We start from the raw sequence: 15799 nt of genomic DNA on the forward strand, positions 1-15799 counted from the left end.
GTTCTAGACTATAAGCGATCACATAATCGCCATGATCAGGTGATTGACGTGCTCCGCCTGCGGTAATAACCACATACTGTTTACCTGTTTTAGGTGAAACATAGCTTATTGGTGTTCCCTGACTACCGACCGGCATGCGTGATTTCCACAGTTCTTTACCTGTAGATGAATCAAATGCACGTAAGTAGTAGTCTTGTGTTGCAGCGAAGAAAACTAAACCACCTTGAGTTGCCATCGGACCACCAATTGTTGGCATACCAATCGGTGCTTTTAAGCCCATTTTGATACCCATAGGTCCTGTGTCTTCAACCGTACCCAGCGGTACCTGCCACGCCACTTGACGAGTTTTCATGTCAATTGCAGTCATCGTACCAAATGGAGGTTTCTGACAAGGAATTTTCAGAGCTGACATAAAGCGGTTTTTATTCACTTTATATGGCGTACCTTTCATTGGTACAGCACCCATACCCGTGTTTACTTTCTCTCCACCATTCGCCTGAATCTTAATGTCTTCAGGAGTTTGTTCCATCAGTTGAATCCATAAGCCAAGGCGCATATCGTTCACGAACATGTAGCGATGAGTCGGGTCAAAAGCAATGCTACCCCAGTTCATGCCACCTAAAGAACCAGGGAAGCTTAACGAAACATCAGTACCTGGTGCAGTAAATAGGCCTTCGTAACGCATTGACTTAAAGTTAATACGGCACATGAGCTGATCAAATGGTGTTGCACCCCACATATCTGACTCAGTTAAAGTCTGATTACCAATTTGAGGCATTTCAACTGAACGAGGTTGAGTTGCACTGTATTGTTCACCCGGAATATTGGCAGGTTTAACTGGCTGTTCAATTACTTTAGTCAACGGTTTACCCGTTACACGGTCAAGCACAAAGAATTGGCCTGATTTAGTTCCAATGACAACAGCTGGTTTAGTCGTACCATCTTTTAATGGGAAGTCGACTAGACTCGGTTGCATAGGTAAGTCGAAGTCCCATAAATCGTTATGAACAGTTTGATATACCCACTTTTCTTTACCCGTTGTCGCATCGAGTGCCAAAACAGAAGTATTGTATTTATGATCTAACGGATTACGGTTACCACCCCAAATATCGACAGATGAGCTACCCATAGGTAAGAACACAGTATTCATTTGCGGGTCATATGACATTGCTGCCCAAGAGTTTGCCGAACTGCGTTTATAGGTTTCACCCGGTTTAAGCACATAGTTAGGATCTGGATTACGCGGGTCAAATGCCCAGCGAAGTTTACCTGTAATCACGTCATAACCACGGATAACACCACCTGGCATATCTGCTGCTACGTTATCGGCAATACGGCTACCCACTACAATCGTTGTTCCAGCAATCGTCGGTGCAGAAGTCACTTCAAAACGTGGTGCTTTTGTTCCAGCACCAAGACCTTCTAACAAATCAACTGTTCCATTTACACCAAAATCAACACAGCGCTGACCATTATCCGCATTCACTGCAATTAAACGACCATCAGGTGTATTGGTATATACACGGCGTGGACATGCCGTATTGGTTGCAACGGCAGTTACTGCATTTGCACCCGCTAAAGTTGGCTGTACAAGTGGTTTTGTTGAATCAAAATATGCAACACCACGGCAACGTTCCCAAGCATCTGCTTTAGAGTTCACCTCAGCTTTCCAGAGCTGTTTACCCGAGTCAGCATCTATGGCAAATATATTGTTATGTGGTGTACATAAGAAGACTTTATTTCCAACTTGTAGCGGAGTCATTTGGTCTTCAGCACCATTACCACTACCTGTTGTAAAATCGCCCGTTCTAAAGCGCCATGCTTCTTTTAATTTATGAACGTTATCTCGGTTAATTTGATCGAGAGCAACAAAACGGCTGCCACCCGCATCATTTCCATAATTTTCCCAATTCACCTGTTTTTTAGCTGGGTCAACTGGTACTAAAGGTAGCTTTTCACCTGAACTTGCTACTGTTGGATGCGGTTGGAACATTTGATAGAGCGCAATCAACATACCGACTACAACTAATCCACCTACCGCATAGGATGAAGATGCCAAACTAGTTTGAAATTGGTAACGTCGGATTGAAGGCAAAGTAAATAGCAAGGCAGCAAAAAGACCGGCAGGAAACATTAAGCGCGAAAATAACGGCCAAAATTCCCATCCAGCATCAATGAGTGACCAAATTACCGTACCCACAAAAACAGCCGCAAAAATCCAGACACCCAGTGCTTTTGTACGGAAAATACTAATTGCCGAAATGGTTATAAACAGTCCTGAGATAAGGAAATACCAAGAACCACCGAGTGATACTAGTTTTCCACCACCTACGATGTAAAAAACACCTGTAGCCAATAAAACTAGACCTAATATAAAACACCATATTTTGAATAAGATATGAAACTTAGAACCTGACTCAGACATAGAGCCTACTCCACATATACTGAACCCGAATAGTTCAAGCATTTGGGCCAGTTAAACTATGTCTAACCAGCCATCAATATTGTTAAAAATTGACTTTCACACTAAGTCCAGCCACCCATGCATCATCCACCTCTTTCACACCCGCAGGTTGATGAATATATTGAATGTTTGGACGTAACATGACGGCCGGAGACCATTGATAGGTATAATTCAACTCGACATTTAGCTCGTCGTCTTGAATTGGAATATAGTCAGATGCAATCGGATCATAACTGTAATATCCACGACTTTCATTTGTTGCGATCTGTTTATCTTTAGCACGGTCATTAACTACATAATTGGCTATACCAAAACCAATCGAGTCATTTGGACGGCTATCAAATGGCCCCTTATACCAAAGTGCAAGTTGTTGTGTGCTTTGAACAAAGGTGGTTGCTTTATCATTTACAACGCCGTTAAAACTAATATATAAACCGCGTTTCGGATCTTCGCCTTTATTCGTCAGTTGTTGCTGGGTATTAATCCAGAAACTTTGTTTTCCGTCATGAACTTTATCGGCAGTTTTAATATCATTCGCTTCTGCGGTTGAGTACAACGCACCAACTTTATACTCACCCGGTAAACCATTAAAAGCAGTAAGTTTTGGTTTCCATGCGAGCTCAACTGGTATGGTTGCACCCTTCACGTTGTTCATATCCAGATTAAAACCATCACTATTTGATTCGGTTTTAATATTGTCTGGATTGACCTCGTACACACCCAATCCCAAAGTCCATTCAGGTGCAAACTGATATTTAACGTTTGTCGCCCAAACACCGACTGGTGAGTTATACCAAATTGAACCGATTGATTTTCCTAGCTGTCCACCGCAAAGCAATAAGTTCTGAAACTCACATTGAGAACTATTAAAGTCCTCTGACATTCCCATACGACCAAATTTGACCTGTACAGTATTATCAACAAAGCCCTTCCTCACCCATGCTTGAGATAAACGCCAGATTTTACCGCGTCCATAAATCTCTTGAGCATTACCCAATTGGCTAGAACGTGGGTCTTTAATACGCTCAAGAGTTAATGCATTCCCGTCACGTTTGGTCACGACTAGACTCGCTGTTGTATCTTTCCATCCTGCAATTTTTTCTAAATCGAAGTTTGCACCTAAAGAAAGTTGTGCAGCATTTTCAAAAGTATTGCTGTCGTTGTAACCACCATCTAAATTTGTAGCAGCTTGGCTCATAATAGAAGCTGTAAATTTATAGCCCTGTTGTTCTAGCTGCTGGCGTTTTCCATTCCAGTCGCCAAGCAACCATTGACGGTCTTGTGACCACGGCTCATTCGCAAGCGCAAATTGACTGCCTAATACTGCGATTGTTAACACACTGAGTTTCATTAAATTTGGCATCTTAAGTCCCTTTTATCATTTCTATGCTGCGCCTCGGTTTGAGGCGCTTTCCTTATTGTTATTATTTAGTTTGTACGACCGAACTGAGTTCAGACGTCGCTCCAAAGCGATCAGTGATATTTGCTGTAATTGAATCAACTTTTAAAGTTGGTTTCCAATTAGCTTTTGCATTACCTTGCGCATCTGTAGCAACAGTAACCGCACCTAAATATTGCTCAGCTTCTTTTGATGACGCATTTTGATTACCAAAGAACTCCACTTGATAGCGTTGGTTTGGTAAACCATTAATTTCTACAGCCACTGAGCCTTTAGTAGCGGTTAATTTCGGTGGTTTAATGCCCTGATTAGGTTGAGCATTACAGCCTTGTTGATTTGGTTGAGTACATGTTTTTTGTTGTTTAGCCGGATCAACAACCACACCGCCACCACGAGATCCGACAAATCCTGCATGCTCAAGTGCTGGCACAGCAAATACAATTGCCCCTAAACGCTGATCTGCTACACACGAACCGCCAGCTTCACAGCGTTTAATATCTTTACCATTGTCCCAAATCAGATTTTTAGTCAATGTAATTTTTGCATTTGCATCTTTTTCAGAGCGGATCGCAACACCAATACGGTTACCATGAATTCTGTTGCTATCAAGAATGTTGCCATCGCCCGTCATGTTAAAACCAATCGAGTTATTGGTCAGTTCGTTGTAGGCAATATAATTACGCTTACCCCAGTTAATCTGTAAGCCATCAGAGTAGTTTTCAAACTTGTTTCCAATTACCGCATTATCATTACCCCACAAGATTTCAATACCTTGTGATGGCTCTGGGTTTGCTTTCGTTGAAACAAAATGGTTATTGGCAATTAAGTTAAATGCAGCACCACGTGTCAGTTCTAAACCATCCCCATTGTCTTGGAAAATGTTGTCTAAAACTTTGTTGTTATTGGTCGTGGTTGCAGTTGGGTTACCTTGTCCATCATCACCAGTGAGCATGACACCAGCACCACCGTAGTTATTACTAATGCGGTTATGTTGAATCAGGTTATTGCTTGAACGGTTAATCAATACACCAATACAAAAGCGATGAATGTCTAAACCTTTTAAAGTGACATTGTTGACGTCACGTAGTACCAACCCCGGTAAAGTCATTGTACGGACATTTGTTCCATACTGCTCAGGGTTTGCACCAGGACAAGCTTTTGCACCTTCACCTTTAATATAATTTGAACCATCAATTGCGATGTATTCACCAGTTTTATCCCACTGGGTACCAATGATTTTGACGGGTGCTTTAATCTCAGGAAGTGCACTATTTAATTTAATCGCATAAGGTGCTTTGCCTACTGCTTGAATCAAGATGTCACTTGCTTCACTCGGGTTCGCGTTAGCTTGTTCGATTGCCCAGCGTAAAGAGCCTTTATTGCTATCATCCTGATAACGATCAACAACATAAGTTTGCGCTGCAGTCACACCTGAAACCATCAAACCTAATGCAAGAGTAGTTAAACGTAATGTATTCATTTGATCATATCCTTATGATTTATGGGTTTGTTGGTTGAACGGTTTTTAAAATCTGTTTGAGCTTGGTCACATCAATTTGACCGGGTGCTGACGCCTCACCAATCATGCCAAAGCTATAACTTCCGCCCATATTGGCAGTCGCAACACGAGAAATCGTACCTAATTGCCCCATCGACATCGTCAATAATGGCTTAGTGGTTTGCTGACTTACTTTTAAAGTTGCATTCATTAAAGTGAAAACATCTTGTTTAGATTTTGGCATTACGGCAATTTTGAGAATATCTGCACCCATTTGATCTTGTTTTAATAAGCGTTTTTCAATTTCATCTTGGCTTGGTGTTTTTTGAAAGTCGTGATTAGACATGACAATCAGCACTTTCTTTTGATGTGCTTTTTGAACAATTTCTGAAACTACTTTTTGATCACGGAACATTTCAACATCTAACCAATCCATGAACGGATTCTTTAAGTAAGCTTGATAAGTCTTACCATAATCCACATCACTAATTTCAAGCTGGCCGCCTTCGTTTTTCGTACGAATGGTGGCAATCATTGGCTTATTGCCCAAAACCTTTTTCAACTCATGGCCCAAAGCAATCACTTGTTTTGTATCACTCGCAAAACTAAGTAAATCGATACGAAACTCTGCCAAATCAGCATCTGCTGTATTTGCAATGACTTGAGCTTGTGCCAAAGCTTGTTCTTTGGTTTTTGCGGTAATCGGAACAATCGTTTTAACGGCTGTATTAGCAGGTTGTGTTTGAGCAGCTAAAGCAACAGGTTCAGCATTCACCTGTGCAGTAAAAAATGGGAGTGCAAGCAAACTTAGGCTTAATAATGTTTTCATGTTCATATCGTTCATCCTTAAAAAGGCTACACGCATCCTTGAATAATCAGGTGTAGCCTTAGGTGTTTCTTAAATATCAAAAAATACAGTTTCGTCATCACCTTGAATACGAATATCAAAGCGGTAAACAACTTCACCATTTTCTTCAAAACGTTTTGCAATAAGTGTTTGGCGACGTGGTGCCCATTCAATGCTATTTAGAATTGGGTCGTTAGCATTTGCTTCAGCTTCATCTTCAAAATAAACACGTGTATGAAGACCCAAGTTAATACCGCGAGCGAAAATAACTAACGCAATATGTGGAGCTTGAGTTGAACCTTTACGGCCTGCTGTCGCGCCCGGTTTAATCGTATTGAAACTCCAAACACCCGTTTCAAAGTCAGCACCTGTACGGCCCCAACCTTGAAATGCTGGGTCAGCTTTTTGCTCACGCGTATCTGCCTGACTTGGATAAATACCGTTCGCATCAGCTTGCCAAATCTCAATCAGCACATCGCGTAGCGGTAAACCCAACCCGTCAAACACTTGGCCTTCAAGACGAATACGCTCACCTTTGGTCTGATCTTGTACTAGCTGGTTATTAAAGTTGTTTTCAAACACTTCAATATTTGCTTGTTGTGGCAATAGCCCAATGTGAACGTAAGGACCACCTGTTTGAGATGGAGTTTCTTTTAGTTCCTGAAAATTCCAGTTATTCATGCTAGTGCTCCCGATTAAGTCAATTCGTTTTCGAAGTAAGTCGCTCGACGTCCACGTAAAGTGATGTCAAAACGGTAACAACGGCTATCTGCTTCGATAAAGTTGTTTTTATCTTCTAGTGCAATCAAGGCACGACGTTGATCTTCAGAAGGAATCGTTTTTAAGATCGGGCAAGTATCAATGAGCGTATCGCCTTCAAAATAAAACTGCGAAATCAGACGCTGAGCCCAACCATCAGCAATTAAAGAGAAATGAATATGTGCAGGACGCCATTCATTAATACGGTTACGCCATGGGTACGGACCCGGTTTAATGGTACGGAAAATATAAAAACCATTTTCATCAGTTAAGGTACGACCACAACCACCAAAGTTAGGGTCCATTGCACCAATAAACTTATCGTTTGGATGACGGTAACGACCAGAAGCGTTGGCCTGCCATACTTCTAGAAGTGCATTTTTTACAGGACGACCAAATTGGTCACGAACATAGCCATGCACAATGACACGCTCACCAATTGGTAAACCATCTTTGGCATAGTTCAAAATCAAGTCGTTATCTTTTGGACCAAACAAGTTTGAAGAAAAATGCGGCGCAGTAACTTCAGTTAGAGTCTCGTTAATAGAGATCAATGCATTTTTTGGCGAACGTAATACACTTGTTTTATAACCTGGCGTATACGCTGGTGGATGATCATCTGTATTACGTTGGGCGTAAGCACCCCAGCTATGTTGTGACATCTTTATCTCCTTAATCCTGTTCTTTCGCTGCAATTGGGTTTACTTCTATTCCCAACTCTTTAAAGACTTCTTCGGCCATATGCATTGCAGCATTTGCAGCAGGTAAACCTGCATACAGTGAGCTATGTAAGATCAGCTCTTTTAAATCTTCTTTAGTTACGCCATTGTTAAAGCAAGCACGTAAATGCATGCGTAGTTCGTCTTCACGGCCAAGCGACAATAAAATTGCGATAGTGACTAAACTACGTGTATGACGTGGTAAGCCCGGCCGAGACCACACCTCACCCCATGCGTAACGGCTAATAAAATTTTGAAAATCTTGGTTAAAGTCATTGAGGTTTTGCAAAGACCGACCAACATGCTTTTCACCCAAAACTTCAGTCCGCACTTCAATGCCTTGTTTATAGCGTTGTTCATCATTCATTGTGATAGACCTCTATTAAGTTGCATCGGTATGCGCAACAAGTGATTTAACAAATACAGCAACAGCCGCAGCAGTCGCCGGAATTAGTAATAAACTAAGAATGGCAGTAAACGACCAATCATTGCCGAGTAGCACTGCACCAATCCATGCACCAAATACCGCACCGAAACGTCCAATACCCGTCATCCAAGACACACCCGTTGCACGGCACTGCGTTGGATAGAAACGTGCACTTAAAGCTGGCATTGAAGATTGCGCACCGTTAATCGCGATACCGGCACAAAGCACCAATACTGCAAGTAATGTTGAGTTTCCTAAGCTTTGACCAACAGCAATCGCAAATAGACCTGCAGCAAAGTAAAAAATGGCAATGACTCGGTTCGGGTTAAATTTGTCCATCGCCCAACCAATGAACAATGCACTTACCACACCACCAAACTGGAATAATCCACCGATAAATGCAGCGCGCTCCATTGAAGCACCGGTTTCACGCATCAGTGTTGGTAACCAGCTTGTAAGCAAGTAAACAACCACTAATCCCATAAAGTAGGTCAACCAAAGCAAAACCGTTCCTTTCGCATATGGTTTAGAAAACATAATTCCAAAGACATTTTTCTTTTGAGCTGTCTCAGTTTTCTCTTCTGGTACATGAAATGCAGTCGCATTTTGAACTTGAGTTGGTGCGATATGATTTAAGATTTTGCGTACTTTTTCAGGGTTCTTACCTTTCACAATTAAAAAGCGGTAAGACTCAGGTAAAACCAAAATCACTAAAACCATTAAAATCAAAGGTGACCAACCGCCAAGTAAAAATAGACTGTGCCAACCGTAGGTCGGGATGAGCCAGCTACTAATAAAACCGCCTGTAGCCATACCTAAGTTGTAGCCACAGAACATGCATGTCACCAGCAGTGAACGAATGCGTGTTGGACAATACTCAGAAAATAATGTGGTGGCATTCGGCATTGCTGCACCAAGCCCAATACCTGTCAAAAAGCGTAAAACGACAAGGCTATCTAAGTTGGTTGCATAAGCAGATGCCAAGGTAAATCCACCAAAAATCAGCATTGATACTGCTAAAACAATTTTGCGGCCAAAACGGTCAGCTGTTGGACCTGAAACTAAAGCTCCAATAATCATTCCACCAAGTGCAGCACTCATTACTGGTCCTAACTGAGAGCGGTCAACCCCCCAGTCCTGAGCCAATGCTGGAGCGATAAAACCCATCGCTGCAGTATCAATTCCATCAGTAAAAATAATTAAGAAACAGATGATTGCGATCATCCATTGATACTTACTGAGTGGAGCATCATTAATCAGTGCTTGAGCATCGATACTTTTATTTGGTGCAGCGTAATCCTGAGACGCCATATTTGCCTCCTTAAGGCCAATTCCTTTTAAACTACTAAGCTATTAGATTTGCTGAATAAACCTACTCAATTCCTGAGTAAATCTTTGCGGTTGCTCAATATTAGAAAGATGAGATGCTTCCAATTTAGCAAGTTGACAGTTCTTGACTGCATTCTGCATAAACTCAGCATCTGCTACTGTTGTCACTGGATCTGCTGTTCCTGCAATTAGCAATACCGGAACTTGGATTTGTGCAATTTCATCTCTTAAATCGGCATGTGCTAATGCACGACATGCATTGGCATAACCTTGTGCTGGTGTGTTTGCCAGACTTTGAATAGTTGTTTGTGCAACCACATTATGTTGATAGTCGAATTTTTCGCTAAACCAACGTGTGTGCGTGGTCTTAACCAATTCAGCTAGTCCATTTTGTTCTACTGATTCAGCGCGGCTTAACCATGCATCAGCTTGACCAATTTTGGCTGCCGAGTTCGCGACAGTAATGCTAATAAAACGATTTGGATGATAAATACCTAACCAAAGTCCTGTGATACCTCCCATTGAAATGCCACAAAAATGAGCTTTTTCAATATTTAAGGCATCTAAAATATCAACCACATCTTCCGCTAGGTTTTGCAATGTAGTGTCACTAATTACATCACTTTCACCATGACCACGTGTGTCATATGTAATCACATTAAAATGACTTTTTAGCTCCTCTACTTGCGGCTGCCACATTCCATGATCTGTTCCTAACGAGTTAGATAACACTAGTGCTGGAGCATCTTTTAATCCTTCGGTATATACAGCGAGCTGCTTACCTTGTCGATTAGTTATAAGCTGTTTCACTTTATGTCTCCTCCTTGCGCTTCTTGCAGAACAGCATCAATTTGAGCTTGAATGTTGCCCAAATAGTTTTCTGCTTTAAATATTTCCAAAATTTCTGTTGGGCTAAAATGTTCTTTTACTTCATCTAACTGACTAACAACTTCAGATAAATGCTGTTTTTGTGCTACCGCTGTTTTACAAGCTGCTTCAACAACATGATGTGCATTTAAACGTCCAATTTTTGGAGCAAGCGCCATCATTACAGCTTCCGCCATAATCAACCCATTGGTACATTCAAGGTTACGTTGCATATGCTCAGCATTAACTTCGAAACCTTGTAAAACTTCACCAGTACGACTTAATGCTCCAGCACAAAGCTGAAAAATTTCAGGGATTGCTAGCCATTCTGCATGCCATGCGCCTAAGCTACGCTCATGTTCCTGCACCATGCTTTGATAAATGCTAGACATCAGCGCTGGTACACGATTCGCCGCCGCTAACACAGACGCTGCCGCAACCGGATTACGCTTATGAGGCATGGTCGATGAACCACCGCGACCCTTTGCAGTTGGTTCAAACAATTCTGCAATTTCAGTTTGCATCATCAGTGACCAATCCCGTGCCATCTTGCCCGTATTCCCGACAATCATGCCAAGCACACTTGCAATTTCAACGATACGATCTCGCTCGCCATGCCATGTGCTTGTCGGTACAGTCAGATTCAGTTGCTGAGCAAATGCATTGACCACAAGCGAACCTTGATCTTGCAAAGAAGCCAGTGAACCCACAGCACCGCCTAACTGAGCAGTGAGCACACGCGATTTCATAGCTTGTATACGGTCTAAATCGCGTTTAAATGCAGAAGCCCAACGAGCAAGTTTATGTCCCAAGGTAATTGGTAAAGCTTGCTGTAACCATGTACGTCCAATCATGACTTGATGGCGATATTGCTTGGCTTGCTGTAATGCAGTCGCATAGCATTGTTGAATTTGGCCTTCCACAATATTCAACGCATCACGGCATTGCAAAATACAGGCTGTATCTAAAATATCCTGACTTGTTGCGCCCCAATGCACATAACGTGAAGCATCTTCATCAATTTCTTTAACAATTGCTGTAAGCTGCTTTACAAATGGAATTGCGATATTTCCAGCTAAGCCAGTTGCTACAGCCAACGCTGGGAAATCAAACTTGTCTAATGCCTGCTCAGCTACTTGGGCAATGGTATTAGCTGCATTTTGAGGAATCACACCAACTTGTGCCTGTGCTTGAGCTAAAGCGACTTCAACCTGAATCATATATGTGATTAAAGATGAGTCACTAAAGATGTCAGTAACGTCTTTTTGATAAAACAAGCTGGCATATAACTGGCTCATGATTAGACTCTCTCAATAATCAAAGCAATCCCTTGGCCTACACCAATGCACATTGAACACAAGGCATAACGGCCATCTGTCTGTTCAAGCTGGTTTAAGGCTGTGGTCACGAGGCGTGCGCCTGATGCACCAAGTGGATGACCTAAAGCAATTGCACCACCGTTTGGATTTACCTTGTCAGAGTTATCTGGCAAACCTAAATCACGGGTCACTGCCAAAGCCTGTGCAGCAAAGGCTTCATTCAGCTCAATTACATCCATCTGATCTAAAGTCAGGTTGGCGTTTTTAAGTAACTTTTTAATGGCTGGTGCCGGAGCAAAACCCATAATGCGTGGTTCTACACCCACTGCTGTTGAAGCAATGATCTTGGCACGCGGTTTGAGGTTGTAAGCTTGAACTGCACCATCAGAAGCAATCAATAGAGCTGCTGCACCATCGTTAATGCCTGAAGCATTACCCGCAGTAACCGTGCCATCTGCTTTAACCACAGGTTTAAGTTTGCTTAAACCTTCAAGGGTGGTTGATGCACGTGGATGTTCATCTGTATCAATCACCACAGCATCACCCTTACGCTGAGGGATTTCAACTGCCACGATTTCTTTAGAAAAAAAGCCTTTGGCTTGCGCGCTTGCGGTGCGTTGTTGGCTCACCAAGGCAAACTGGTCCTGATCTGCACGATTAACGTTAAACTGTTCAGCCACGTTTTCGGCAGTCTGGGGCATGGTATCTACACCATACAATTCTTTAAGTTTAGGGTTAATGAAGCGCCATCCCATGGTGGTGTCTTCAATCTTCTGGCTACGACCAAAAGCACTGTCAGACTTACCCATCACATAAGGTGCACGGCTCATGCTTTCCACACCACCTGCAATCACCAAGTTCGCTTCACTGGCTTTAATGGCACGGGCAGCAATGGCAATGGCATCAAGTGAAGAGCCACACAAACGGTTAATAGTCGTTGCCGGTACTTGGTATGGTAAACCTGCAAGCAGTGCTGACATACGGCCGACATTACGGTTATCTTCACCGGCTTGGTTGGCACAGCCATAGATCACATCATCGACCTGTTCCCAATCTACATTCGGATTACGCTGCATGAGAGCTTTGATCGGCACAGCACCAAGGTCATCGGCACGGACAGGTGCAAGGCCACCGGCGTAACGGCCGAATGGTGTACGGATGGCATCGATGATATAAGCGTTTTTTAATGTCATTTCCCTATTTCCTTACCCTTGAGTCGCATCAATCAAAGTTGCACCAGTCAAAGCCTGTAACTCATCAAAGCTAAGACCTTCCACTTTCTCAATCACCTTTAAACCATCTTTAGTCACGTCAATCACACACAGGTCGGTGTAAATACGATCCACACATTTTTTACCTGTAACCGGATAAGTCAGCTCAGCCACAATCTTCGGTTCACCTTGCTTGGTCACATGGTCTGTGGTGATAAATACTTTCTTGGCACCTACAGCTAAATCCATCGCACCACCTACTGCAGGAATCGCATCCGGTGCCCCCGTGTGCCAGTTCGCCAAATCACCATTCGCTGCAACCTGAAAGGCACCGAGTACAGCAATATCAAGGTGACCACCACGCATCATCGCAAACGAGTCGCCATGGTGGAAAAAGCTGCCGCCTTCAAGCATGGTCACAAACTCTTTACCCGCATTAATCAGTTCAGGATCTTCTTCACCTGCTGCTGGTGGTGGGCCAAAAGCCAACAGGCCATTTTCAGAATGAAGAAAAATATCTTTGTCGCTAGGTAAGTAGCTGGCGATCTTGGTTGGTAAACCAATGCCCAAATTCACATAGGCACCATCGGGAATATCTTGTGCCACACGTTTTGCAATCTGGTCACGGCTGAGTTTCTGGTAGCTCATGTTATTTCTCCTTATTGCTTATTGTGCGGGCTGTACTTGAACAACGTTCTGTACAAAGATACCTGGGGTGATGATGTGCTCTGGATCTAATCCACCTAGCTCAACCACTTCAGAAACCTGAACAATCGTGACATCAGCAGCCATGGCCATAATCGGGCCAAAGTTACGTGCAGATTTACGGTAAACCAGATTGCCCCAGCGATCGCCTTTGTAAGCTTTAATTAAGGCAAAGTCAGCCTTGATCGGATATTCAAGTACATAATCTTTGCCATTGATCTGGCGGGTTTCTTTACCTTCAGCTAAAAGTGTTCCAAAGCCAGTTGGGGTAAACACAGCACCAAGTCCCATACCTGCTGCTTGAATACGGCAAGCCAGATTACCCTGTGGAACCACTTCAAGTTCAACTTTTCCGGCACGGTACAGTTCATCAAACACGTAAGAGTCTGCCTGACGTGGGAAAGAACAAATCACTTTTTTAACTGAACCGGCTTTAAGCAGTTTCGCCAGACCATAGTCACCATTACCAGCATTGTTGCTGATAATGGTTAAATCTTTAACACCCAGTTCAATCAGTCCATCAATGAGTTCAGCGGGTTGTCCTGCGGTACCAAAACCACCAATCAGAATGGTTGCACCATCTTTAATCTGCGAGAGTGCCTCGCTTAGTGAGGACTTACTTTTGTCAATCATTAGACAACTCCATTGTGCTCATTGAAGAAGAAATAGGTAAGAGAGTTAGGCACACTGAGGCGAGAAGAATAGATAAATATTTCACTCAATCCCGAGTGTTTCCCTTAGATTTCCCTTTTAATCATTTTTGATAATTTTCGTATTTTGATCTAGTAAGCTACATACAGTTTTGTTCGGTATAAATATATTTTGTGCGATTATCGAACATTATCTAAAGTATTCTCTTCCTGATAAATCGTAAATCTTATCAATGTAAAAGAATGTGAGATGTTATAAAGAGATATATAGAACAATTTGCTTAGATCATTTAAGCACCTAAGCAGTTTCAAAAATGAGACAATTAAGATTGAGATTGAAGAATTAAGCGTGCAAGTTCTAAGTCATCGGGATAGGTAATTTTTATATTATCAGAACGCCCCATTACGACTTGGACAGTTTCCCCCATATATTCAAGTGCGCTTGCCTCGTCAGTAATAGCAATATGATTTTCTATAGCATATTCAATTGCTTTTTTGAGCTTACCAATTTTAGCAATTTGAGGAGTTTGAGCTTGCCATAAAGAATCTCGGCTTACCGTTTTATTAATATGATTATTTATCTCAACATGCTTTAATGTGTCACGAACAGGAATCGCTAAAATAGCACTATGATTTGACTCAATTGCTTGTTCAACAAGGGTATTTAAACAATCAATGGTTACGCAAGGCCGTGCTGCATCGTGGACAAGGACCCAATCATTTTCATCAGCAAAAGTTAAAAGGTGATTTAAAGCATTTAATACCGAATGGACTCGTTCAGCTCCACCAATGCAAAAATGCGCCTTATCTATATTTTGAAATGCAAGAGTCTGGGCGAAGGTATCTTGGGCACCGATTGCTAAAACATAACCATTTAATGCAAGTTGACTTATACGGCCAATCGTATGTTCTAAAACAGTCCTATTCTGAATATATTGATACTGCTTCAATTCAGTTTTAGAAAATCGACTTCCTGATCCTGCAGCGGGAATAACTGCCCATAATTTAGTCTGGGATATCTGGGGATGCAGGTGTCTCATTCGTTTCCAAATCAACTTTAGCGTTCGGGTCAATATAAATAGGCTTGTAATGGGTACTGATTGTACTCATTTGAACAAATGTCTCATGTGGTTTAACCAAACCAAGATCAAGGCGTGCATGTTCTTCAATTGCTTCTGTACCATTTTTCAGGTCAAAAACCTCTGCTGCCAAAATACGGTTTCGTTCTTTAAGCTCTTCATTTACCTCAGCTTGTTGCTGAATTTGTTGCATGAGAGCTTGATGAGGGATATAACCACCCTCACCTAACCAAAATTGATATTGCAGTATGGCTACTAAAACAATAACAAGTAGCAATATCAGTTTGCTTGAAGTGGATCGAAATACTTCTAACATATCATTAAGAGTTTTAATTAAAAACTTTGATTAAGCTTTTGTATTGTATAACAATTTAAAAAGAGCATGCAAAATTCCTGCAAAATCAGTGCAAAACTATTAATGCGCATGTTACTTTAAATTGACCATTGTGACATGTTTCATTTTGTCAAAAATGAATGGAATTTGAAAGGGAAATCATATTTATAAGTACAACTGCTTATAAATCAC

The 15799-nt window shown here is 42.0% G+C and carries 15 protein-coding genes; all 15 read right to left on the reverse strand.

The window, feature by feature from the left end; translation table 11 throughout:
• The coding region (locus HUN22_RS09335) for a glucose/quinate/shikimate family membrane-bound PQQ-dependent dehydrogenase (protein WP_174728438.1) at nt 1-2425 on the reverse strand (2425 nt) is incomplete at its 3' end.
• A gap of 82 nt (nt 2426-2507) precedes the next feature.
• Complete coding sequence (locus HUN22_RS09340) at nt 2508-3827, reverse strand: carbohydrate porin (protein ID WP_174728441.1); 1320 nt, start codon at nt 3825-3827, stop codon at nt 2508-2510.
• Between the two features lie 61 nt (nt 3828-3888).
• The gene (locus tag HUN22_RS09345) at nt 3889-5343 is read right to left on the reverse strand and encodes a right-handed parallel beta-helix repeat-containing protein (protein WP_174728444.1); all 1455 of its coding nucleotides are present in this window, start codon (nt 5341-5343) and stop codon (nt 3889-3891) included.
• A 19-nt stretch (nt 5344-5362) separates the two neighbouring features.
• Nucleotides 5363-6190, reverse strand: a complete 828-nt coding sequence (aroD, locus tag HUN22_RS09350) for a type I 3-dehydroquinate dehydratase (RefSeq protein WP_174728467.1) — start codon at nt 6188-6190, stop codon at nt 5363-5365.
• A 69-nt stretch (nt 6191-6259) separates the two neighbouring features.
• Complete coding sequence (gene pcaG / locus HUN22_RS09355) at nt 6260-6889, reverse strand: protocatechuate 3,4-dioxygenase subunit alpha (protein WP_001067208.1); 630 nt, start codon at nt 6887-6889, stop codon at nt 6260-6262.
• Between the two features lie 14 nt (nt 6890-6903).
• Complete coding sequence (gene pcaH / locus HUN22_RS09360) at nt 6904-7629, reverse strand: protocatechuate 3,4-dioxygenase subunit beta (RefSeq protein WP_000077913.1); 726 nt, start codon at nt 7627-7629, stop codon at nt 6904-6906.
• A 10-nt stretch (nt 7630-7639) separates the two neighbouring features.
• The gene (gene pcaC / locus HUN22_RS09365) at nt 7640-8053 is read right to left on the reverse strand and encodes a 4-carboxymuconolactone decarboxylase (protein ID WP_004701356.1); all 414 of its coding nucleotides are present in this window, start codon (nt 8051-8053) and stop codon (nt 7640-7642) included.
• Between the two features lie 15 nt (nt 8054-8068).
• Nucleotides 8069-9424 (reverse strand): MFS transporter, encoded by a 1356-nt coding sequence (locus tag HUN22_RS09370; protein WP_016145484.1) that lies wholly within the window; start codon nt 9422-9424, stop codon nt 8069-8071.
• Between the two features lie 42 nt (nt 9425-9466).
• Nucleotides 9467-10252 carry a 3-oxoadipate enol-lactonase gene (gene pcaD, locus HUN22_RS09375; protein WP_174728448.1) on the reverse strand — a complete coding sequence of 262 codons (786 nt, stop codon included), beginning with the start codon at nt 10250-10252 and terminating at the stop codon, nt 9467-9469.
• Entirely contained in the window at nt 10249-11607 is a 1359-nt protein-coding gene (gene pcaB / locus HUN22_RS09380; protein ID WP_174728451.1) for a 3-carboxy-cis,cis-muconate cycloisomerase, read from the reverse strand. The genes pcaD and pcaB overlap by 4 nt, the downstream gene beginning before the upstream one ends.
• A 2-nt stretch (nt 11608-11609) precedes the next feature.
• Nucleotides 11610-12821, reverse strand: coding sequence for a 3-oxoadipyl-CoA thiolase (pcaF, locus tag HUN22_RS09385; protein ID WP_174728455.1), 1212 nt, complete (start codon nt 12819-12821; stop codon nt 11610-11612).
• A gap of 12 nt (nt 12822-12833) precedes the next feature.
• The gene (locus HUN22_RS09390; protein ID WP_174728458.1) at nt 12834-13487 is read right to left on the reverse strand and encodes a 3-oxoacid CoA-transferase subunit B; all 654 of its coding nucleotides are present in this window, start codon (nt 13485-13487) and stop codon (nt 12834-12836) included.
• 18 nt (nt 13488-13505) lie between these two features.
• Complete coding sequence (locus HUN22_RS09395) at nt 13506-14177, reverse strand: 3-oxoacid CoA-transferase subunit A (protein WP_174728461.1); 672 nt, start codon at nt 14175-14177, stop codon at nt 13506-13508.
• A 340-nt stretch (nt 14178-14517) separates the two neighbouring features.
• Nucleotides 14518-15234, reverse strand: coding sequence for a 2-C-methyl-D-erythritol 4-phosphate cytidylyltransferase (gene ispD / locus HUN22_RS09400; RefSeq protein ID WP_174728464.1), 717 nt, complete (start codon nt 15232-15234; stop codon nt 14518-14520).
• The gene (gene ftsB, locus HUN22_RS09405) at nt 15200-15589 is read right to left on the reverse strand and encodes a cell division protein FtsB (RefSeq protein ID WP_004643028.1); all 390 of its coding nucleotides are present in this window, start codon (nt 15587-15589) and stop codon (nt 15200-15202) included. The genes ispD and ftsB overlap by 35 nt, the downstream gene beginning before the upstream one ends.
• Nucleotides 15590-15799: the final 210 nt, after the last annotated feature.

It is taken from the genome of Acinetobacter lactucae (assembly GCF_013344765.1).
Lineage (GTDB): Bacteria > Pseudomonadota > Gammaproteobacteria > Pseudomonadales > Moraxellaceae > Acinetobacter > Acinetobacter lactucae_A.

Coding starts and splice junctions, on each gene's coding strand:
- HUN22_RS09340 (WP_174728441.1), bottom strand. CDS start 3,827: ATGCCAAATTTAATGAAACTCAGTGTGTTAACAATCGCAGTATTAGGC.
- HUN22_RS09345 (WP_174728444.1), bottom strand. CDS start 5,343: ATGAATACATTACGTTTAACTACTCTTGCATTAGGTTTGATGGTTTCA.
- aroD (WP_174728467.1), bottom strand. CDS start 6,190: ATGAAAACATTATTAAGCCTAAGTTTGCTTGCACTCCCATTTTTTACT.
- pcaG (WP_001067208.1), bottom strand. CDS start 6,889: ATGAATAACTGGAATTTTCAGGAACTAAAAGAAACTCCATCTCAAACA.
- pcaH (WP_000077913.1), bottom strand. CDS start 7,629: ATGTCACAACATAGCTGGGGTGCTTACGCCCAACGTAATACAGATGAT.
- pcaC (WP_004701356.1), bottom strand. CDS start 8,053: ATGAATGATGAACAACGCTATAAACAAGGCATTGAAGTGCGGACTGAA.
- HUN22_RS09370 (WP_016145484.1), bottom strand. CDS start 9,424: ATGGCGTCTCAGGATTACGCTGCACCAAATAAAAGTATCGATGCTCAA.
- pcaB (WP_174728451.1), bottom strand. CDS start 11,607: ATGAGCCAGTTATATGCCAGCTTGTTTTATCAAAAAGACGTTACTGAC.
- pcaF (WP_174728455.1), bottom strand. CDS start 12,821: ATGACATTAAAAAACGCTTATATCATCGATGCCATCCGTACACCATTC.
- HUN22_RS09390 (WP_174728458.1), bottom strand. CDS start 13,487: ATGAGCTACCAGAAACTCAGCCGTGACCAGATTGCAAAACGTGTGGCA.
- HUN22_RS09395 (WP_174728461.1), bottom strand. CDS start 14,177: ATGATTGACAAAAGTAAGTCCTCACTAAGCGAGGCACTCTCGCAGATT.
- ispD (WP_174728464.1), bottom strand. CDS start 15,234: ATGAGACACCTGCATCCCCAGATATCCCAGACTAAATTATGGGCAGTT.
- ftsB (WP_004643028.1), bottom strand. CDS start 15,589: ATGTTAGAAGTATTTCGATCCACTTCAAGCAAACTGATATTGCTACTT.